This window comes from Flavihumibacter profundi (assembly GCF_020076305.1).
Lineage (GTDB): Bacteria > Bacteroidota > Bacteroidia > Chitinophagales > Chitinophagaceae > Flavihumibacter > Flavihumibacter profundi.
Map to the genome: position 1 here is coordinate 991,203 of NZ_JAIQXE010000002.1, position 19,298 is coordinate 1,010,500.

Sequence of the window (19,298 nt, forward strand, 5' to 3'; positions counted from 1 at the left end):
ATGGAAAGGAAAGATTTTATCTGGCAGGGACTGCTTGCAACGGCAGCCTTACCGCTTAAAGCATTAGGAGACCTGGCGGATGAGGATAGCATGGGTACCCATATTCCGCCCTACCTTAAACCGGGTGATACAATCGCTGTTACAGCGCCCGCCGGTTTTATTACCCCTGAAGAAATTCAACCTGCACTAAGCCAAATGCAATCCTGGGGCCTGACTGTAAAAGTTGGGTCAACTATTGGAAAAAGGGATGGTACATTCGGGGGCACAGACCTTGAACGGGTTAGTGATTTTCAGCAATTGATCAATGACCGCGAAGTGAAAGCCATTATGTGCGCCAGGGGCGGATATGGAATGGTCAGGATCATCGACCAGCTTGACTTTAGCGGGTTGAGGCATCACCCGAAATGGCTGATCGGGTTTAGTGATGTTACTGTTCTGCATGCACACCTTAACAGGGTGGTAAAAATAGCGTCCATCCATTCTAAAATGTGTAATAGTTTTCCCGATAACTGGCTGTTCGCCGAGCCCATGGTCCAGGACACTATCCTTTCTATCCGCGACGCACTTTTTGGGAAACCCATGTCCTTCAGCATCCCTCCCCATGAAAGCAATCGGCTGGGTAAGGCAAGGGGTGAACTCATCGGCGGGAATTGTAAAACTATTGAATCGATTGCAGGATCTGCTTCCGACATCAAAACAAAAGGGAAAATTCTGTTCCTGGAAGACACGGGCGAATACCTGTACAGCATCGACCGGATGTTCTGGAGCCTGAAAAGAAGCGGCAAACTGGAAAACCTTGCCGGCCTGGTTATCGGAGGGTTTAAAATAAAGCCTTCAGAAGATCCCGCTGAAGAGTTTAACCGGAGCCTTTACCAGATTGTACTGGAAAAAGTTGGCGATTGCGGATTCCCGGTTTGCTTCGATTTTCCTGTTGGCCACCAGCGGAATAATTATGCCCTGAAATGCGGGATAAAAGTACAAATGGTCGTTAAAGAGGATGGAGTGACCCTGGTGGAATAATTTCCTTTGTAACTTTATGTCATGTTTACATTCCTGCTTTGGATATTATTATTTATCATCTCCTGGCCCATAGCCTTGCTGGCTTTGGTCCTGTATCCATTGGTCTGGATTATTCTTTTGCCATTCAGGATTCTTGGGATTGCTGTAGGGGGCGTGTTGGCCCTCATAAAAGGTATTGTATTTTTACCTGCAAGGTTGCTTCGGTCCGTATAAATGGTAACTTCTTACCTTCTCCTGTTGCCCATTTTCAGGATCACAGTATCCAGCTTTATTTGTTGCTCAGGTGAACAAATGGCTCTTACTTTACCAAAATGGATATTGTTATTCAACACCACTTGTTTTTCAAATTCACCAATGCGATCTGCCAGCCGGATAGCCAGGGAATCGGGCTGGCTGCCTGTTTTAAGGCGGTTATACAAATCCGCCCTGTACAATTTCAGGGAATCATAAAGCGGTTTGTTGGTTTGTTTGTTCTCTTCCCACATGGCAGTAAATTTGGCTGCCTGGTCTTTATTTAATTGTAATTCACGAGTCATGAATTCAGTGGGTGAACGCATTTCCCGGGGACCTTTTTTCCGTGGAAAAACTCTTAAGCCCATGCCTAATAAGACCAGGTTGGAAACCAGCAACACGGCGATTATTACAATTAATGTTTTATTATTGATTTGCTTCATGGCTGGATGGGATTTTGTTCTGGTAAGGCAGGTGTTTCAAAATGGTATTCCAGCGCCAGGTCATTTAACTGTTCTGCCCTTTCATCAACCCGCGAAGAAATCACAGATAAGAGGATCCAGGTGTTGAGCAATAGTAAAATCAGGCATACAGATATTGCTACCTTAGGCTGCGATATAAAGCGGCCCAGGGCTGACCATGCACTTCTGTCTTCTTTTAATTTTACCTGGACTTTAGTATACAGAAATGGTGAAGCGGCTGCCCGCTGCAGCCCATCCAGGCTATTGAGTGCTGCATCTGTTTTTGATTCAATGTCCCCTTTATCTTTCATGACGATTATTTTGGTAATAACTGAGCAGTGATTTTCTTAAATTTTGTTTCGCCCTTTGCAGTAATGATTCTACTGCGCCTTCCGAAAGGTTTAAAATTTTTCCGATTTCTGCCATAGGCAATCCTTCAACTTTATGCAAACTATAAGCTATCCTTTGCTGTTCAGGCAATTTCCGGATAGCTGAAAATAATATTGCTGCTTCCTGTTTCTTTTCCAGTTGCACCCCCGGGTGAATAAAATCGGGGTTGTCATTTTCCTGCCCGCCATTTTTCCCCCGGATCAACAGTACCAGGCCAAATAGCTTCTTCCGTTTCTTCTTCCGGAGGTGGTCAATAGATTTATTCACCGTGATCCTGTATAGCCAGGTGCTGATGCCCGATTCAGCCCGGAATTCACCTATCGATCCCAGGGCAGTAACAAATACATCCTGGGTAATGTCCTCCGCATCTTCAGCCTGTTGTATCAATCCAAGAGCCGTATTGTATATCCGGTCTTTCCAGCCTTCCACCAACTGGCGAAAGGCTGCTTCTTCTTTTTGCTGCAGTCTTACAATTAATTCGGTCTCGTTCAATGTTTCCGGTTGATACCTTGAAAACTGCTAATTTACTGATTGACCGGTACCAAATTACATTCCTCCAGATCCACCCTGCATTCCGCCAGGTCCGCCTGGCATTCCACCCGGACCACCAGGCGCTCCCGGTGGCGGCCCCCAAGGACCTTCCATCCTCCGTTGTTGTTGTGCCGGCGCCTTGCCAAAATTTTTGATCTTATAGGTAAAGGTTAACATGAAATACTGCGTCAGCACTTTTGTCTGGACGTCCTCAATATAGTTGGCTGCAACCGTTCTGCTGATGCTGCGGTTCTGCTTCAGCAGGTCAAATACCGATAACCGTAAATCACCTTTCTGGTCCTTAAGGAATTTCTTTCCAACAGCCATATTCCATAACCAGAAATTCTGGTTGAAAACGGCCGTTAATCCCCGGTATAACTGGTTATTGATATCGGTCTGGTAAGCCCAGCCGTTTTTACTCAGCAGGTTTAGTCCCACACCAGCAGACTGGCTGAAATAATGATTATCCAGCGATTGCTGGAAGCTGTTTTTTACCGTACTGTAGTTGGCGTTGTAGTTGATATTGAAATCGACATACTGGCTGATATTGCTGCCTAATAGAAATCCGCCATTCCAGTTAAGGGTTTTGGCCGTATTGAGCACATTGTTGATGATGCCCGGGGTACTGGTAAAGACATTGCCGGCATTGAAGGTCAGATTCGACTTGATGGATTTTAACGGGAAGGTATAGGTGAGCATAATATTGGTATTCCAGTATCCATTCAGGTTTACGGGCTTGGACAACTGTGCGCCTTCATGCATGGTTACAGTTGGTGTTAGTACCGAGTCAGCATAAGCCGTATAAGTTGCATTGGTAATATAATTATCTGTCTGCGTTGCAAAGAGGTTTACAAAAAAACTATTGCCTTTCCTGCTATTGGTATAAATATACCGGCCACCGAGGCGGTTCGAAACGGATTGCTCAAGCTGGGGGTTACCTGTAGTGAAGTATAAAGGGTTGGAATTATTGATTACATTCTGCAACTGGTTCACGGATGGATTGCTGGTACCGCTGCGATAGAATATCCTGATATTACTCATGGCGTTCAGCTTCCACCAGAGCATGGCGTTTGGCAGTAAGTTGCTGAATGTTTTCTTCAGGGTACCTGTAGCCGGGTACGTCTGGTTGTTATCCAGGGTGGATTGCTGGCCGTCGATACCAAATGAAAAGTTTTTATCACGGTCGCCGAAACGGTAGCTCACACCGGCCCGCTGGGTGGTCGTCTGGCTGGTAAATACATTAGAGAGACTGGTGTCAAACTTGCTGTACTTGCCTGTGTTGTCTTCGAACTTCCAGGTCCGCTGGTCTGCGTCACTATAGCTGTAGGAAGGGTTATAGGTGAATTGCAGTATGGCTTTTTTACCTAACGGCTCCGTATAGTTGATATTTGCTGACAGGTTATAGCCTTTAGTCTCGGCAAGCTGTTGCTGGAGCGTGGAATCAAAAACCGGGATACCGGTTTTATACATGGTGGTGATGGCAGAAACCTCCTGGGTCGAGTTTCGGTTATTGATTCCTGTGGTAAGCCCGATTACAAATGACCTTCTTTTGTTACTTGCAAAGGAATGCCTGAATAAAATGTTATTGTTGAAATTATAGCCATCACCCTTTGTCTGGTTGAAGTTGTCAGTGCTGTTGATCAGGGTCTTGTCCTGCAACCTGGTTAAGCCGGTTATATCCTGGACGTTATTATTTTGCTGGTAATTGAAAGTGGGCGTAATCAGCAGGGAATTGTTCGAATCGATCTTGTATTCCATGCGCATATTGACGCGGTGACTGGTGCCTTTGCTGTCTATTTTGGATCCTTCATTGTAGAATGTGCTTGAATCAGGGGTGATCAGCTGTTCGCGGTTTGAAACTGAATTGTTGTTATTATCATTGTTATTGTAAAAATAGCTGCCGGTAAAGTTGAAATTCTTGCCCCAGACGTCACTGAAATTAATTCCTAATGCGTTGGTCTTCGTGATACCGTTTTGGTTTTGCACCTGGAAATTATTCCCGCCACCACCCGGGCCACCCCTGCCGGCACCACCACCGCGGCCACTCCCGCCCGTAGTCAGGCCGAGTATATCTGTTCCGGCAAAATTCTGCTGGTTGATATTATTGAAAAGGCCTACAACAGAGATGCGCTGCGTTTTCTTGAAAAAGTTCACGGAACCTCCGCCCTGGTAACGGTCTTCTGTACCATAGCCTGCATAAACGCGGCCGAACTGCCCATTGCGACGGTCTTCCCTGGTAACAATATTAATGGCCTTATAGCCCTGGCCATCATCAATGCCGGTAAGCTGCGCCTGGTCGCTTAACCGGTCAAATACCTGGACCTTATCCACAATTTCCGCCGGAAGGTTGCGCAGTGCTGCCGTGGCATCATCTCCAAAGAATTCACGTCCGTCTACCGTTACTTTTTTCACCTGTTCCCCATGGGCCTTCACCTGTCCGTTATCGACAGTTACACCCGGCATTTTCTTCACCAGGTCTTCTACATTGGCATCTGGGTTCACCTTAAACTGGTTTGCATTGAATTGCACCGTATCACCCTTTTGCTGTACCGGGGGCGTATTAGCCTTTACCACAACTTCTTCGAGGCTTTTGGCTCCTTTTTGCAACTGGATGATGCCCAGGTTAATATTTCCGCCTCTTAGTTCAACAGGTTTTTCAATCCGGCTAAACCCGACAAAACTGATCCGTAAAAAATAGGATCCATTGGGGATGTCTGAAAATGTAAATTCGCCATTTTTTGTGGAAACCAGGGTGCGTGAAAATCCCTTATTCAGCAAATGAACGGTCGCTCCTGCCAACGGGCTGTTATTTATACTGTCCTGGATTTTTCCGGTCACTGAATTTTGCGCTATTGCTGTAAACTGCAGGCTTATTCCAATCAATAAAGTCAATAAAATCTTCATGATGATAGTCTTGTCCAAATGCTTAGACGGGATAAATGAAAAAATCCTTCGGCCCGGCTCAGTTTTTTCCGCAATCGATTAAAGGATAACTTACTGCCCATTTAGAGTAATGCATTGTTTTAACAGGCTGTTAATTCATTCTGCCAGCTTGCCGCAGTATTTTTGGTTCCAATGAAAAAGCATTTTTCAGTTCTTGCCCTGGGACTGGTTTACCTGGTCTGTATTTTTTCCGGTTGGGGAAATGCGCTTGTATTTCATTCAGGCAATACTGCTGCAGGTTTTCACCAATTGCATTTTGACAAATCCGCAGGCCCGAAAAAGGCCGGAATACTACCCGGCAAATCCGTTGCCGGAAGATCTGTTATCGATGGGAAAACCAGGGTCAGTAAAAGCAGCTCACCAGGCATGTCTGTTTTTGGCGCAATTGGCCAGGCCTCCCCGGGTTTTGGTACTGATATCAAATCCGGCATTTCCGTAATAGCCATTTACAAGGAACGCTACCAGCATTATTGCTCACATTTACTGTAGGAATCATTGAATGACAAATTTTTCCTGACATGCATTCCTGGCCGGATATTCCGCTATTCTCATCATTCAATGCATTTTACTATGAAACAGGTAATTATTTTATTCTTCAGCATATTTACTATAAGCATCACGAGGGGTTTTTCACAAGGCAGTCCCTCCCCCAAAGGATACTATTCCATTTCCGGGAAATCCGGTAAACTTCCCGCAATAAAAAGTCCGGTTAACCTGGAAGCAGACACAGCCAGTTTCCCTGTTGTGAAAAAAGGATACTATTCAATTGGTGACAATAATAAAAAGTTGCCACCGGTAACCCGGATACAGCTTATTGGCAGGAAGCCTTCTGCACCTAAAGGCTATTATAGCAATGACAGTACCAAATAACCAATGATGTAACAGGCCGAAACCCGTCATCATATTTTGGCAAAATCAATTATTGCGGTAAATTCGGGTACGTACCCGGAAATTTAAATATTACCCCCGGTTCCTTAAAAATCCTTCAATGAACGAGAGAAATATTTCCCGCAGGAAATTTATTGCAACAACTGCCATCACTGCATCTGGAATAACTGCTTTGGGACTTCCTGCTTTTGCCTCAGCAGGTCCGGGTCTGAAATCCATCAGGGTTGGACTGATTGGTGCGGGTAGCCGTGGCTGTGGATTAGCCGGACTCATTAAGGAATTGCCTTCTATAGAATTGGTAGCCTGTTGCGATATCCTGCCCGCGCATTTGCAGGATGGGATGAAGATTGCCGGCAAAGGCGCTAAAGCATATACTGATTACAGGAAATTACTGGAAGATAAAAATGTTGATGTGGTAATAATCGCCACACCACTTTACCTGCATTTTCCCATGGCCGCAGATGCATTAGACGCGGGTAAACATGTTTACCTGGAAAAATCCATGACTTATGATATTCCCCAGACCTTGCAGTTGGTGAAAAAAGTGAAAGAATCAAAACTTGTTTTCCAGGTAGGTTACCAGTACCGGTATTATGGATTGTACCAGAAAATTAAAGAGGTAATGGCCAGTAACTGGCTGGGTAAGGTTACCCATTTCGAATGCCAGTATAACCGGAATTCTAATTGGCGCAACCCGGTTAGTGACCCGAAACTGGAACGGCAGATAAACTGGCGAATGTACCGGGAATACTGTGGCGGCCCGCTTTCTGAATTATGTGCCCATGAAATCGATATGGTTAATTATTTAACCGATAGCCATCCGCTTAAAGTTGTGGGCATGGGCAGTGTGAATTACTGGAAGGATGGTCGCGATACCTACGATAATGTGCGGACTATATATGAGTACCCTAATGGCGTGAAAGCCAGTTTCACTTCCGTTTTATCAAACGCCTTTAATGGCTATAATATCAGGATATTAGGTGATAAGGCTACAGTAGATATTCAAAGGGAGAAGGCATTTATTTATGCTGAATCAACAGAAAATAAAAGAGGTATTGTGGATGGTGTTACCGGTGCAACCATTGAAGCGATAACACAGGGAAAGCCTGTCGAAATTGCGTTTGCCAAACCTGGTGAGGAGATCGTTGAACCAACTACCTATGCTTTGCAGGATTTTTTTGACTGTATCCGGAATAATAAAAAGACTGTTTCCAATGTGGTGACGGCAGCTGAAACATCTATTGCAATACACATGGGCAATGCAGCCATGGATACCGGTTCACTCCAGGAATGGAAACCGGGCTATGCCATTTAATTATCACGCTATTAAAATTAATTTATGAATTCCATCCAACAGGTGTACCAGGATTTATTAGAGCCTTCAGATGCACTGGTCGCCGATATTAAAAAACTGGATGGTGATATTATTATTTTAGGTGCCGGTGGTAAAATGGGTCCGGCCCTGGCAAAGCTCGCCAGGAAGGCGATTGATAAAGCCGGCATCCCAAAGAAGGTGACTGCCGTCTCCCGTTTTTCGGAACCCGGACTGCAAAATGAATTGGAACTTGCAGGAATTGAAACCTGTTCTGCAGATTTACTGGATGATGGCCAACTGCAACAACTGCCTGATGCAAAAAATATACTTTACCTCGCCGGCCAGAAATTCGGCACCACCGGCAAGGAAGCATATACCTGGGCAATGAATGTTTACCTGCCCGGACGTGTTGCTGAAAAATACAGGCATTCCAGGATCGTTGTTTTTTCAACCGGGAACGTGTACCCATTGTCAGCTGTTTCCCTCGGTGGTTTGGCCGAAGACCACCCTCCCGGTCCATTGGGTGAGTATGCGCAATCCTGCCTGGGGCGTGAACGCCTGTTCCAATACGCTGCCGCTAAATATGCAACACCTTTATTTATTTACCGGTTGAATTATGCAGTTGACCTGAGCTATGGGGTACTGCTTGAAATCGCGAAATCAGTGAATGAAGGAAGGCCTGTTGATCTTGGTATGGGCCATGTTAATGTTATCTGGCAGGGTGATGCCAATGAAATAGCCTTGCGGGCTTTACTGCATTGTGCTGTCCCTCCGAAAATTGTAAATATTACCGGGCCTGAAACAGTTTCAGTAAGATGGGCTGCCCAGGAATTCGGGAAGCTGTTTGGTAAAACACCCCAATTTATAAATGAAGAAAAGCCAACAGCTTTATTGAGTAATGCAGCGGAATCGTTCCGGTTGTTTGGATATCCGCGCGTCACCTTAAAACAAATGATAGGTCTTTTGGCGGAATGGGTCAACCAGGGCGGGAAGACCATCAACAAACCAACGCATTTCCAGGAAAGGGAAGGACAATTTTAAAATACTAAAAGTGAAAACAACCGACCAGGCCATTTATAATTTGTTGCAACAGGGTACTGTAATACCGGCGCATCCATTGGCGCTGGACAGGAATTTATTCCTGGATGAAAAGAGGCAAAGGGCCCTTACCCGTTATTATATGGCAAGTGGTGCAGGTGGCGTGGCTGTTGGCGTCCATACCACGCAATTTGAAATCAGGAAACCCGGAATAAACCTCTTGGAGCCGGTTTTGCAGTTGGCTGCAGATGAAATTGAAAGGACTGACCCGGGAAGGCCTTTTATTAAGGTTGCGGGAATTGTCGGGCCAACAGATATTGCAGTCCGCGAAGCGGAACTGGCGGTGAAATATGGTTATCACCTGGGCCTTGTTAGCATGGGCGGCCTGTCAACCCTTACTGAAGCAGAATTAATCAAACGGGTAGAAGCTGTTGCAGCAATCATCCCGGTATTCGGATTTTATTTGCAGCCTGCTGTTGGTGGCAGGATCCTGAGTTATGGTTTCTGGAGGGAATTCGCAGAAATACCCAATGTTTTTGCGATCAAAGTGGCTGCATTTAATCGTTACCAGACTCTGGATGTCGTAAGGGCCGTTTGCAATTCTTCCAGGAGGAATGACATCGCTTTATATACCGGGAATGACGATAATATTGTTGCCGACCTGCTTACCCCTTACCGGTTTAATATCAACGGTGAATGGATTGAAAAAAGATTTGTTGGTGGCCTGCTTGGCCACTGGGCTGTATGGACCAAAAAAGCTGTTGCACTCTTCCGGGAAATCAAAGATTGTATTGCCGGTAATTACACCGGAATTGAAGACTTATTGGCTAAAGGGATTGCAGTGACGGATATGAACGCAGTTATATTTGATGCGAATAATTCTTTTAAAGGATGTATCCCCGGTATTCATGAAGCATTAAGGCGGCAGGGATTGCTGGAGGGTATTTGGTGCCTGAATCCCGATGAAATACTTTCCCCCGGGCAATCTGCCGAAATTGACCGTATTTATGCACAATATCCCTGGTTTATAGATGATGCTGATTGATAAAATAAAAGAAAAAGCTGCAGCCATCAATAGCATGGTTGTTGCCAACAGGAGGCACCTTCATGCCCATCCTGAATTGTCTTTCCATGAATATGAAACCAGCGCATTTGTAAAGAAGGCTTTGGATGGCATGGGCGTAGCCTGGCAACCTGTTGCCAATACCGGCGTGGTTGCTATCATAAAAGGCGACCGGCCTTCTGACCGTGTTGTTGCTTTGCGCGCCGATATGGACGCCCTGCCAATTACTGAAGCGAATGATATTGATTTCAGGTCCTGTAACATCGGTGTTATGCACGCCTGCGGCCATGATGCACACACTGCTTCCCTGTTGGGCGTCGCAACTATTTTACAAGCTATAAGGAATGATTTTGGCGGCACAGTTAAACTGATCTTTCAGCCTGCAGAAGAAAAATTGCCGGGTGGCGCCAGTATCATGATTAAAGAAGGCGTACTGGATAACCCGGTTCCCCAGGCTGTTATCGGTCAGCACGTAATGCCTTCAATTCCTGCCGGGAAAATTGCGCTAAGAAAGGGCAGGCATATGGCTTCCATGGATGAACTTATTGTTAGGGTTCGTGGTAAAGGCGGGCACGCAGCACAACCGGCCCAGAATATCGACCCGGTTTTAATTGCGGCCCATATTATTGTTGCGTTACAACAAATTGTCAGCCGCATGGCAAACCCGGTTATGCCAACAGTTTTGTCTTTTGGTAAGCAAATTGCCAATGGCGCTATTAATATTATACCCGATGAAGTGTACATGGAAGGCACTTTCCGGACAATGGATGAAAACTGGCGCAATGAAGCCCACCGGCTCATGAAAAAAATGGCAGAAGATATCGCTGAAAGCATGGGCGGTAGCTGTGAATTTAACATTGGCCGGGGTTACCCTTTTTTGATCAATGAGGAAATCCTTACTGGAAAGGTGCAGGAATATGCCCGCGAATTCCTGGGCAAGGAAAATGTGCTGGATGCCGATATCTGGATGGCTGCTGAAGACTTCGCCTATTATTCCCAAGCGGCAGATGCCTGCTTTTACCTGTTAGGTGTGGGTAATACAGAAAAAGGAATTCAATCTTCATTGCATACCCAGACATTTAATATTGATGAAGAGGCATTAGCTGTCAGTACCGGGCTAATGACGTATATAGCTGTAAAGAGTTTGGGAAACTGAAGTCAGATAATATTATTTCAAAAGCAATGATTTTAAAATTCTTTAAAAAACAGCGGGCATGAAAAGCAAACGAAGGGATTTTATAAAATTTGGCAGCCTGACCGGACTCGGCTGGGTGAGCGGGAGTTTCTTAAATAGTTTCGGTTCATCATTAAATATTCATAACAGTCCGGAAAAATTATCTGCCGTGGAAAATACTTTGCTGAAGGATGAAAACACCAGTGTCATTGGCGCTTATGGTAAATGGGCCGCTGGCTTAACGGAACATAACCTGCCATCCTTGTCCTTCCGGAAAAAGGATGTCACAAATCTTGATGCCTGGAAAAAAATGGCCCGCAAGCGGTTAACGGAGCGGTTAGCCATTCCGGATACCGGCGCTGTTCCAGCTGTAACTGTTAAAAGGCAATATGCCTATGACGGGTTGCATATTGAGGAACTGAGCTGGCAATTACCATACGGGCCGCCAACAGATGCCATTCTCCTGAAACCTCTTAATGCTAAAGGCAAATTGCCGGGCATTCTTGCTTTTCACGACCATGGCGGGGTGAAATATTTTGGGACAAGGAAAATAACCCGCACATCCGGGGAATTCCACCCGATGATGGCTGAACACCAGAAAGCCTATTATGAAGATTTGGCCTGGGCAAATGAAGTTGCCAAACGTGGGTATGTTGTACTCGTATCGGATGCATTTCCTTTCGCGAGCCGGCGGGTTTTATTAAAAGATGTGCCGGAATACCTGCGGAAGGGATTGTCTGACGATGATCCTGAAAACCCTGAGCATATAAATGCGTATAACGCATGGGCCTCGGATCATGAACATATTATGGCCAAATCATTGTTCAGCGCCGGTACCACCTGGCCCGGCGTGTTCTTCGCAGAGGACAGGAAAGCGCTTGATATTTTATGCGCCCGGCCTGATGTTGATGCAAAGAATATTGGCTGCGGCGGACTATCGGGTGGGGGTATGCGTACTGTATTTATGGCCGGGCAGGATGACCGGATCAAATGCGCGGTTTGCATAGGGTTTATGACTACCTGGAAAGATTTTGTGCTGAATAAAGCACCCACCCATACCTGGATGACCTATGTGCCGGTACTTCCCAATGAATTGGACTTTCCGGAGATACTGGGCTTGCGTGTTCCACTGCCAACCCTGGTGCTGAATGACACCGAAGATGAATTATATACCCTTGAGGAAATGAAAGCCGCAGACAAAATTCTGGGCGAAGTGTACCAGAAGGCTGGCGCCACTGATCATTACAAATGTTCTTATTATCCCGGTCCGCACAAATTTGATAAGGCTATGCAGGCAGAGGCTTTTAATTGGTTTGATAAATGGCTGAAAGCATAAAATTCTATTATAATAATTTGTAAAAACATTCAATGAAAACAAATCGCAGGGATTTTTTAAAAACGAGTGGACTTGCCTGCATCGGAATGGCTGGTCCGGCTGTAGTAAGGGGGTATGCCGCCCCAATTGATGAGCGGTTAATCAATACCAGTTTCCAGCATTTTAATATGAGCGGTTATGCTGCGCCTAAAATTGAAACAGTCCGGATTGGTTTTATTGGCCTGGGCAATCGAGGCCCGGCTGCCGTTGAACGAATGATCCATATCGGGGGAACAGATATTAAGGCATTATGCGATTTGCGCCCTGAAAAAGCTGCCGCCGCAAAACAATTGCTGAAAGATACCACGCATAATGCGGATATATATACCGGTAAGGAAGACGAATGGAAAAAACTTTGCGACCGTAAGGATATTGACCTGGTGTACATTGCCACTCCCTGGAGTTTACATACTCCTATGGCAGTTTATGCCATGAACCAGGGCAAACATGTTTGCGTTGAAGTGCCGGCTGCTAAAACACTGGAAGAGTGCTGGCAATTGGTGGAGACCTCCGAGAAAACCAAAAAGCATTGTATCATACTGGAGAATTGCTGCTATGATTTCTTTGAATTGCTTACGTTGAATATGGCCCGGCAGGGACTCTTTGGCGAAATTGTCCATGGCGAAGGTGCCTATATCCATACTTTGCTGGAAGGCAATTTTTCTAAGGACAAGTATTATAATTCCTGGCGCTTAAAAGAGAATTTCAGGAATGGAAATTTGTACCCGACCCATGGACTGGGGCCTGTAGCCCAGGCAATGGATATTAACCGGGGTGATAAAATGGATTTCCTGGTGGCTGTTTCTGGTAATGATTTCCAGATGGCAGCTATGGCAAATGAACTGGCCGCTAAGGATGATTTTTATAAACCATTTGCCGGTAAGAAGTTCCGTGGAAATATGAATACGACCACCATCCGTACCAATAAGGGCCGCACCATTATGCTGCAGCATGATGTTACTTCTCCCAATGTTTATTCCCGGATACATAAGATCAGCGGTACAAAAGGTTCCTGCCTGAAATATCCGTTGCCCGGTAAAATTGCTTTTGGCCACGAAGGCTGGGTTACGGAAGAAGAATTTAAAAACCTGGAAAGCAAGTATACGGCACCGATAGTAAATAAAGTGGGGGAGATGGCTAAGCAGGTTGGCGGTCACGGAGGAATGGATTTCCTGATGGACTGGCGGACTATTGATTGCCTGCGCAATGGCTTGCCGGTGGATATGGATGTATACGATGCAGCACTCTGGAGTTCCATTGCGCCATTGAGTGAAAAGTCTGTTGCCAACCGGTCTAATTCAATTGATATCCCTGACTTCACCGCTGGTTCCTGGAAAACAAACCGGCCGGTTGATATTTCATTAAGCACAGGCGGAACTACTGAAGTAAAAATTTAAATAACCAAGAGCAGATTATTATTATGGATGTTTATGTACTACAAAATCCGAAAGAACTGGGTAAGGCAGCAGGTGCTGCAGCCGCGCAGTTAATTCGTGATGCGATACGCAGGAACGGGACTGCCAATATTATCCTGGCAACCGGGGCAAGCCAGTTTGAAACCTTAAACCAATTAATCAGTGAAAAGGATATTGAATGGAATAAGGTGACCATGTTTCACCTGGATGAATATATTGGTTTGCCCGAATCACACCCGGCCAGTTTCAGGAAGTATTTGAAAGAACGTTTCCTGGCCAAAGTGCCACCGCTGAAAGCTGCTTACCTGGTAAATGGCGAAGCGGATCCCGCTGGCGAATGTGCGCGCCTGCACCATATTCTTTCCACGCATAAAATTGATGTGGCTTTGGTAGGCATCGGGGAAAATGGCCACCTGGCATTTAATGATCCACCTGCAGATTTTGATACAGAAGCTGCTTATATAATTGTGAACCTCGATGAGCCCTGCAGGAAACAGCAACTGGGTGAAGGCTGGTTTGGTTCCCTGGAAGAAGTGCCGCTCAAGGCAATCAGTATGTCTGTTAAGCAAATCCTGAAAGCTGAAGCAATTATCTGTTCAGTGCCGGATAGCCGAAAAGCAATTGCTGTTAAGAATTCAGTTGAACGGGAAGTAAGTAATCTTTATCCTGCAAGCATTTTGCAAACGCATGCCAATTGCCGGTTTTATTTAGATCATAATTCCGCTGCCTTGCTTTCCAGTCAAAAAATAACCCAATGACCAGCCAGGTAGAGATTAGTTCCCTTACAAAGAGGCAAACCATTGTATCTATCCTGATCATCGGGTTACTGTTTTTTATTTTTGGCTTTGTTTCCTGGGTTAATTCAATTTTGATTCCTTATTTCAAGATCGCCTGCGAATTGACAAATTTCCAGTCCTACCTGGTTACATTCGCCTTTTATATTTCTTATTTTATTATGTCCGTGCCGGCTTCCTACCTGCTGAAAAGAATTGGATTTAAGAAAGGAATGATGATCGGGTTCTGGGTGATGTCTGCCGGCGCATTTGTTTTTTTGCCGGCTGCTTACTCCCGCACTTATGCTGTTTTCCTGTTGGGACTGTTTATGCTGGGCACCGGGTTATCCATCCTGCAGACTGCTGCTAATCCCTATATAACGGTACTGGGGCCAAAGGAAAGTGCAGCGCAGCGGATCAGCATCATGGGTATCTGTAATAAGGGCGCCGGAATTCTTGCGCCACTGGTATTTGCAGCGGTAATACTTAAAGCAACGGATACCGGCCTGTTTAAGGAACTGGCTTCCATGCATTCCGTACAAAGAAATGTCGTTTTGGATGAACTGGTCAGGAGGGTGATTATTCCTTATGCAGTGGTGGGTACAGTGCTGTTTGGGCTTGGTTTAATGGTTCGCTTTTCGCCCCTGCCAGAAATTAATACGGAACAGGAAACTACTGAACTGGCGCTTGCCAATGCGGGGAAAACAAACATCTTCCAGTTCCCGCACTTGATACTGGGTGCTATTGGTATTTTCCTCCATGTGGGTACACAGGTTATTGCGATTGATACCATAATCGGTTATGCCAATTCAATGCATATTGACCTGCTGGAAGCCAAAGTGTTTCCATCTTATACCCTGGCTGCAACGATTTTCGGGTATATACTGGGAATAGCCTGTATCCCGAAATTTATCAGCCAGGTTAATGCATTGCGGGTATGTACACTATTGGGTGCCCTGTTTACACTTTGCATCCTTTTCACCAGCATGCCGGTTGTTGTTTTCGGCCATGCCACGGATATCTCAATCTGGTTTGTGGTCTTATTGGGATTTGCCAACTCATTGGTATGGGCCGGCATCTGGCCACTGGCCCTGGATGGGTTAGGCCGGTTTACAAAACTTGGCGCTTCTATTATGATTATGGGTTTATGCGGGAATGCTATCCTGCCATTAGTGTATGGCTATTTCGCCGACTTCTTTTCTGCCAGGAGTGCCTACTGGGTCTTGTTTCCCTGTTACCTTTACCTGGGGTTTTATGCTTTTCACGGACATAAAATAAGAGTATGGAATTTGCGCAAAATTTAAAAATCGTTAATGGTAAAATACTGACACCATCAGGAATTATTCCCGGTGGTACAGTACTGATCATCGAAGGTGCCATTGCCGCTATCAGTGACAGGGATATTGAATTCGAAGCCGCAATTGAAATTGATGCAAAAGGAAAATATGTTTCCCCGGGTTTTATTGATATCCATGTCCATGGCGGTGGTGGCCATGATTTTATGGATGCTTCAGAAACTGCTTTTCTGAAAATCGCGGAAACACATGTGCGCTACGGAACCACGGCAATGGTGCCTACAACGCTCACCGGATCAAAAGAAGAAATCCTGGAAACACTGGCGGTGTATGAAAAAGTAAACCATAAAAATATCCATGGCGCACAGTTCCTGGGGATGCACCTGGAAGGTCCTTATTTTGCCATGAACCAGCGGGGTGCGCAGGATCCGCGCTTTATAAGAAATCCTGACCCGCAAGAATATAAAGATATCCTGTCGCAGGTTTCCTGCATCAAACGCTGGAGTGCCGCCCCTGAACTGGAAGGCGCTATTGAATTTGGGAGGTACATAAAATCCCATGGCGTTTTACCTGCCCTGGCGCATACTGATGCTGTTTATGAAGAAGTGATTAAGGCATTCGATAATGGATATACCCTGGCTACCCATTTGTATTCTGGCATGTCTGGCGTAACACGCAGGAATGCTTATCGTTATGCCGGTGTTATTGAAAGCGCCTTTTTAATTGACGAGATGGATGTGGAGGTTATTGCCGATGGCGCCCACCTGCCGGCTCCATTACTTAAACTGATTTTTAAAATAAAAGGCGCCGACCGGATTGCATTGATCACCGATGCCATGCGGGCAGCGGGTACTGATGTTAGCGAAAGTATTTTGGGTAACGAGCACATCGGGCTGAAAGTAATTGTTGAAGATGGTGTGGCGAAATTGCCGGACCGGACTTCATTTGCAGGTAGTGTTGCAACTACGGACCGCTTGGTGAGAACCATGATTGCTTTGGCTGGTGTTTCGGTTGCCGATGCTGTTAAAATGATGTCGGCTACTCCCGCCCGTATTATGGGTGTGCTGGACAGGAAGGGAGAAATTGCAGTTGGTAAAGATGCCGATATCGTCATTTTTGATGAAGGCATTTCTGTTGAGACAACAATCGTTAATGGCCGGGTTTTATTCCAGAAGCTATGAGGCAGCAGCGTTTTGTGTGGTTCTTCCTGTTCCTGGTTTCATGTGCTGCAAGCCATAATATTGCCGGAGAAAACTTCAGCGCTTTCCATATTGCAGGTTTTGCCCAGGGTACAACGTATAGCATAAGCTACTATGCAAAGGATAGCCTGGTTACTAAATTTGAGGTGGACAGTATTTTCAATAGTATCGACAGTTCCCTTTCGGTTTACAAGCCTTATTCAACGATCAGCAAATTTAATGAGGCTGTCCTTGAAATAGCACCGGGTATGCATTTAGGGCGGGTAGTAAAGCAATCGCTTATTATTTATAAGGCAACCAATGGTATTTCTGATATAACCGTATATCCGCTGGTCAGGGAATGGGGTTTCGGGACGAAAAAAATTGCAGCAATGCCTGATTCGGCAAGCATAAAATCAATTTTAGCCTGCGTTGGTTCAGATAAAATATTCTTTCAGCAAGACCGGCTGGTTAAAAAAATGCCTTGTGTGAAAATTGATGTAAACGGCATAGGGCAGGGGTATACAGTAGATGTGCTTGCTGATTATTTTGAAAAGAAGGGCATCCAAAACTACATCGTTGAAGTAGGCGGCGAACTAAGGATAAAAGGCCATAAACAACCAGGGAATATTCCTTTTAGTGTTGGCATTGAAAGTCCGCCTGAACATGGTTCTAACGATGTGGTAGTAAAGCGGGTCATCCAGGTTGATCGTGGTGCAGTAACCACATCCGGTAATTACCGGCGCTATTATGAAAGCAATGGGAAGGTTATTTCCCACCTCATTAACCCTAAGTCTGGTTACCCTGTTCAAAATGAACTGATCAGTGTAACTGTCTACGCAAAAGATGCGACTACTGCCGATGGTTATGATAATGCTTTAATGGGAATGGGATTGGAGCAGGCATTTCAATTTTTAGCACAGCACAAGGAAATGGAAGCTTATTTTATCTATCATAATGGAAACGGGCTGGTTGCCGATACTGCTACAAAAGGCTTTAATAAATTGTTTGTAAATAATATTCCCCGAAAGGCACAGGATTAGTTTTTGGAATTAAATAAACGTTTGATGCATAGGAAAGAAAAAACTGAACTAAGTGGTGTTAAGGAAATAGCCAGGCGGGCAAAGGTTTCCATTGCTACGGTTGACCGGGTAATACATAACCGCACCGGCGTTGCTGAAAAAACCAGGAACAGGATCAACAAGATCATTGCAGAATTGAATTACCAGCCGAATATTTTTGCAAGGCGGCTGGCTTCCCGGAAAAATACCGAATTCGCAGTTTTAATTCCCGGGGTTTCTGTCGAGACCAGCTATTGGCAGGCGCCACTTGAAGGGATAGTGCAGGCTGAAAAGGAGGTCAGGCCACTAGGCATCACCGTTACCAAATATTTTTTTGACCAGGACGATCCTTCTACTTTTATTAAACAATCGAGGCTTGTCCTTAAAAGTAAAGTGGCCGGTGTATTGCTGGCGCCACTGTTTATTGCTGAATCAATTGCATTTATTGCAGCATGCCGGGAAGCGGGTATTCCTTATGTATTTATTGATGCTGATATTCCGGACCAGGATAAGCTCTCTTATATTGGCCCCGATTTATTTCAAAGTGGTTACCTCGCCGGCCACCTGATCCGGTATGGTATTTCCGGCCAGGCTAAACTGCTGGTCATGAATATATCGGAAGACATTAGCCTGGCAAATATGGAACCTGCAGGCAATCATAGGCTTTTCAGGAAGGAAGAGGGGATAAGGGCATATTTTAAGAACAACCAGCTACAGCAGGAGATCATCAAAGCAGACCTTGAAAAAGCGGACCAGTCATCCATACGCAAAAGCCTGGTAAAAATCTTATCAGCCAATCCAGGTATCCAGGCTATTTGTGTTACTAATTCAAGGGTATCCACTGTTGCGCGATGCCTTGAAACCATGCCCGGGAAACATTACTTCCTGGTTGGGTTTGACTTTACCGACCTCAATATTGAATACCTTGAAAAAGGGGTTATTGATTTTATCATCTGCGATAAACCGCAGGAGCAGGGGTACAGGGGTATTATGACACTTTACCAGGGCCTGGTGCTTGGTTTAGTGGTTGAGAAGGTCCATTATATGCCGATTGATATTATCACGAAGGAGAATTATTCTTTTTACCGGAATTGAAAATATCAATGGCGAAGGTCGTATCTTATGCTATTACCAAAAATTAGTGCAA

At 45.3% G+C, this 19,298-nt stretch carries 19 protein-coding genes; 14 read left to right on the plus strand and 5 right to left on the minus strand.

Annotated elements, in window-relative coordinates; genetic code table 11:
* Positions 1-1,020: a S66 peptidase family protein gene (locus LAQ65_RS14085; protein ID WP_224117616.1), complete on the plus strand. Its 1,020-nt coding sequence runs from the start codon at positions 1-3 to the stop codon at positions 1,018-1,020.
* Between the two features lie 14 nt (positions 1,021-1,034).
* Here the strand turns inward: LAQ65_RS14085 and LAQ65_RS14090 are convergent, their stop codons facing one another.
* Genes LAQ65_RS14090 through LAQ65_RS14110 form a run of 5 tightly spaced genes read right to left on the minus strand, consistent with a single transcriptional unit; the run spans position 1,035 to position 5,537 of the window.
* Positions 1,035-1,187: a hypothetical protein gene (locus tag LAQ65_RS14090; protein ID WP_224117617.1), complete on the minus strand. Its 153-nt coding sequence runs from the start codon at positions 1,185-1,187 to the stop codon at positions 1,035-1,037.
* 57 nt (positions 1,188-1,244) lie between these two features.
* The gene (locus tag LAQ65_RS14095; RefSeq protein WP_224117618.1) at positions 1,245-1,694 is read right to left on the minus strand and encodes a periplasmic heavy metal sensor; all 450 of its coding nucleotides are present in this window, start codon (positions 1,692-1,694) and stop codon (positions 1,245-1,247) included.
* Complete coding sequence (locus LAQ65_RS14100; protein WP_224117619.1) at positions 1,691-2,023, minus strand: hypothetical protein; 333 nt, start codon at positions 2,021-2,023, stop codon at positions 1,691-1,693. The genes LAQ65_RS14095 and LAQ65_RS14100 overlap by 4 nt, the downstream gene beginning before the upstream one ends.
* Positions 2,013-2,594 carry an RNA polymerase sigma factor gene (locus tag LAQ65_RS14105; protein WP_224117620.1) on the minus strand — a complete coding sequence of 194 codons (582 nt, stop codon included), beginning with the start codon at positions 2,592-2,594 and terminating at the stop codon, positions 2,013-2,015. Before LAQ65_RS14105 ends, LAQ65_RS14100 begins: the two co-directional genes overlap by 11 nt.
* A gap of 54 nt (positions 2,595-2,648) precedes the next feature.
* Positions 2,649-5,537, minus strand: a complete 2,889-nt coding sequence (locus tag LAQ65_RS14110) for a TonB-dependent receptor (RefSeq protein ID WP_224117621.1) — start codon at positions 5,535-5,537, stop codon at positions 2,649-2,651.
* Between the two features lie 171 nt (positions 5,538-5,708).
* On the opposite strand from LAQ65_RS14110, the gene LAQ65_RS14115 reads away from it, so the two are divergent.
* From LAQ65_RS14115 to LAQ65_RS14175, 13 genes are all read left to right on the plus strand, one after another.
* Positions 5,709-6,065, plus strand: coding sequence for a hypothetical protein (locus tag LAQ65_RS14115; protein ID WP_224117622.1), 357 nt, complete (start codon positions 5,709-5,711; stop codon positions 6,063-6,065).
* Positions 6,066-6,146: 81 nt separating this feature from the next.
* Positions 6,147-6,446 (plus strand): hypothetical protein, encoded by a 300-nt coding sequence (locus LAQ65_RS14120; protein WP_224117623.1) that lies wholly within the window; start codon positions 6,147-6,149, stop codon positions 6,444-6,446.
* A 118-nt stretch (positions 6,447-6,564) separates the two neighbouring features.
* Positions 6,565-7,779 (plus strand): Gfo/Idh/MocA family protein, encoded by a 1,215-nt coding sequence (locus tag LAQ65_RS14125; RefSeq protein ID WP_224117624.1) that lies wholly within the window; start codon positions 6,565-6,567, stop codon positions 7,777-7,779.
* Positions 7,780-7,803: 24 nt separating this feature from the next.
* The gene (locus LAQ65_RS14130) at positions 7,804-8,820 is read left to right on the plus strand and encodes an NAD-dependent epimerase/dehydratase family protein (protein ID WP_224117625.1); all 1,017 of its coding nucleotides are present in this window, start codon (positions 7,804-7,806) and stop codon (positions 8,818-8,820) included.
* Between the two features lie 10 nt (positions 8,821-8,830).
* The gene (locus LAQ65_RS14135; RefSeq protein ID WP_224117626.1) at positions 8,831-9,862 is read left to right on the plus strand and encodes a dihydrodipicolinate synthase family protein; all 1,032 of its coding nucleotides are present in this window, start codon (positions 8,831-8,833) and stop codon (positions 9,860-9,862) included.
* Positions 9,849-11,036, plus strand: a complete 1,188-nt coding sequence (locus LAQ65_RS14140; RefSeq protein ID WP_317196999.1) for a M20 metallopeptidase family protein — start codon at positions 9,849-9,851, stop codon at positions 11,034-11,036. The genes LAQ65_RS14135 and LAQ65_RS14140 overlap by 14 nt, the downstream gene beginning before the upstream one ends.
* A gap of 58 nt (positions 11,037-11,094) precedes the next feature.
* A complete protein-coding gene (locus LAQ65_RS14145; RefSeq protein WP_224117627.1) occupies positions 11,095-12,390 on the plus strand; it encodes a dienelactone hydrolase family protein in 1,296 nt (431 codons plus the stop codon).
* Between the two features lie 32 nt (positions 12,391-12,422).
* Positions 12,423-13,826: a Gfo/Idh/MocA family protein gene (locus LAQ65_RS14150; protein WP_224117628.1), complete on the plus strand. Its 1,404-nt coding sequence runs from the start codon at positions 12,423-12,425 to the stop codon at positions 13,824-13,826.
* A gap of 23 nt (positions 13,827-13,849) precedes the next feature.
* Positions 13,850-14,602, plus strand: a complete 753-nt coding sequence (locus tag LAQ65_RS14155) for a glucosamine-6-phosphate deaminase (protein WP_224117629.1) — start codon at positions 13,850-13,852, stop codon at positions 14,600-14,602.
* Positions 14,599-15,921 (plus strand): sugar MFS transporter, encoded by a 1,323-nt coding sequence (locus LAQ65_RS14160; protein ID WP_224117630.1) that lies wholly within the window; start codon positions 14,599-14,601, stop codon positions 15,919-15,921. The genes LAQ65_RS14155 and LAQ65_RS14160 overlap by 4 nt, the downstream gene beginning before the upstream one ends.
* Positions 15,900-17,093 (plus strand): N-acetylglucosamine-6-phosphate deacetylase, encoded by a 1,194-nt coding sequence (nagA, locus tag LAQ65_RS14165; RefSeq protein ID WP_224117631.1) that lies wholly within the window; start codon positions 15,900-15,902, stop codon positions 17,091-17,093. Before LAQ65_RS14160 ends, nagA begins: the two co-directional genes overlap by 22 nt.
* A complete protein-coding gene (locus tag LAQ65_RS14170; RefSeq protein ID WP_224117632.1) occupies positions 17,090-18,133 on the plus strand; it encodes an FAD:protein FMN transferase in 1,044 nt (347 codons plus the stop codon). Before nagA ends, LAQ65_RS14170 begins: the two co-directional genes overlap by 4 nt.
* Positions 18,134-18,157: 24 nt before the next feature.
* A complete protein-coding gene (locus LAQ65_RS14175) occupies positions 18,158-19,246 on the plus strand; it encodes a LacI family DNA-binding transcriptional regulator (protein ID WP_224117633.1) in 1,089 nt (362 codons plus the stop codon).
* Positions 19,247-19,298 lie beyond the last annotated feature (52 nt).

Coding starts and splice junctions, on each gene's coding strand:
- LAQ65_RS14085 (WP_224117616.1), top strand. CDS start 1: ATGGAAAGGAAAGATTTTATCTGGCAGGGACTGCTTGCAACGGCAGCC.
- LAQ65_RS14090 (WP_224117617.1), bottom strand. CDS start 1,187: ATGAGGGCCAACACGCCCCCTACAGCAATCCCAAGAATCCTGAATGGC.
- LAQ65_RS14095 (WP_224117618.1), bottom strand. CDS start 1,694: ATGAAGCAAATCAATAATAAAACATTAATTGTAATAATCGCCGTGTTG.
- LAQ65_RS14100 (WP_224117619.1), bottom strand. CDS start 2,023: ATGAAAGATAAAGGGGACATTGAATCAAAAACAGATGCAGCACTCAAT.
- LAQ65_RS14110 (WP_224117621.1), bottom strand. CDS start 5,537: ATGAAGATTTTATTGACTTTATTGATTGGAATAAGCCTGCAGTTTACA.
- LAQ65_RS14115 (WP_224117622.1), top strand. CDS start 5,709: ATGAAAAAGCATTTTTCAGTTCTTGCCCTGGGACTGGTTTACCTGGTC.
- LAQ65_RS14120 (WP_224117623.1), top strand. CDS start 6,147: ATGAAACAGGTAATTATTTTATTCTTCAGCATATTTACTATAAGCATC.
- LAQ65_RS14125 (WP_224117624.1), top strand. CDS start 6,565: ATGAACGAGAGAAATATTTCCCGCAGGAAATTTATTGCAACAACTGCC.
- LAQ65_RS14130 (WP_224117625.1), top strand. CDS start 7,804: ATGAATTCCATCCAACAGGTGTACCAGGATTTATTAGAGCCTTCAGAT.
- LAQ65_RS14140 (WP_317196999.1), top strand. CDS start 9,849: ATGATGCTGATTGATAAAATAAAAGAAAAAGCTGCAGCCATCAATAGC.
- LAQ65_RS14145 (WP_224117627.1), top strand. CDS start 11,095: ATGAAAAGCAAACGAAGGGATTTTATAAAATTTGGCAGCCTGACCGGA.
- LAQ65_RS14150 (WP_224117628.1), top strand. CDS start 12,423: ATGAAAACAAATCGCAGGGATTTTTTAAAAACGAGTGGACTTGCCTGC.
- LAQ65_RS14155 (WP_224117629.1), top strand. CDS start 13,850: ATGGATGTTTATGTACTACAAAATCCGAAAGAACTGGGTAAGGCAGCA.
- LAQ65_RS14160 (WP_224117630.1), top strand. CDS start 14,599: ATGACCAGCCAGGTAGAGATTAGTTCCCTTACAAAGAGGCAAACCATT.
- nagA (WP_224117631.1), top strand. CDS start 15,900: ATGGAATTTGCGCAAAATTTAAAAATCGTTAATGGTAAAATACTGACA.
- LAQ65_RS14170 (WP_224117632.1), top strand. CDS start 17,090: ATGAGGCAGCAGCGTTTTGTGTGGTTCTTCCTGTTCCTGGTTTCATGT.
- LAQ65_RS14175 (WP_224117633.1), top strand. CDS start 18,158: ATGCATAGGAAAGAAAAAACTGAACTAAGTGGTGTTAAGGAAATAGCC.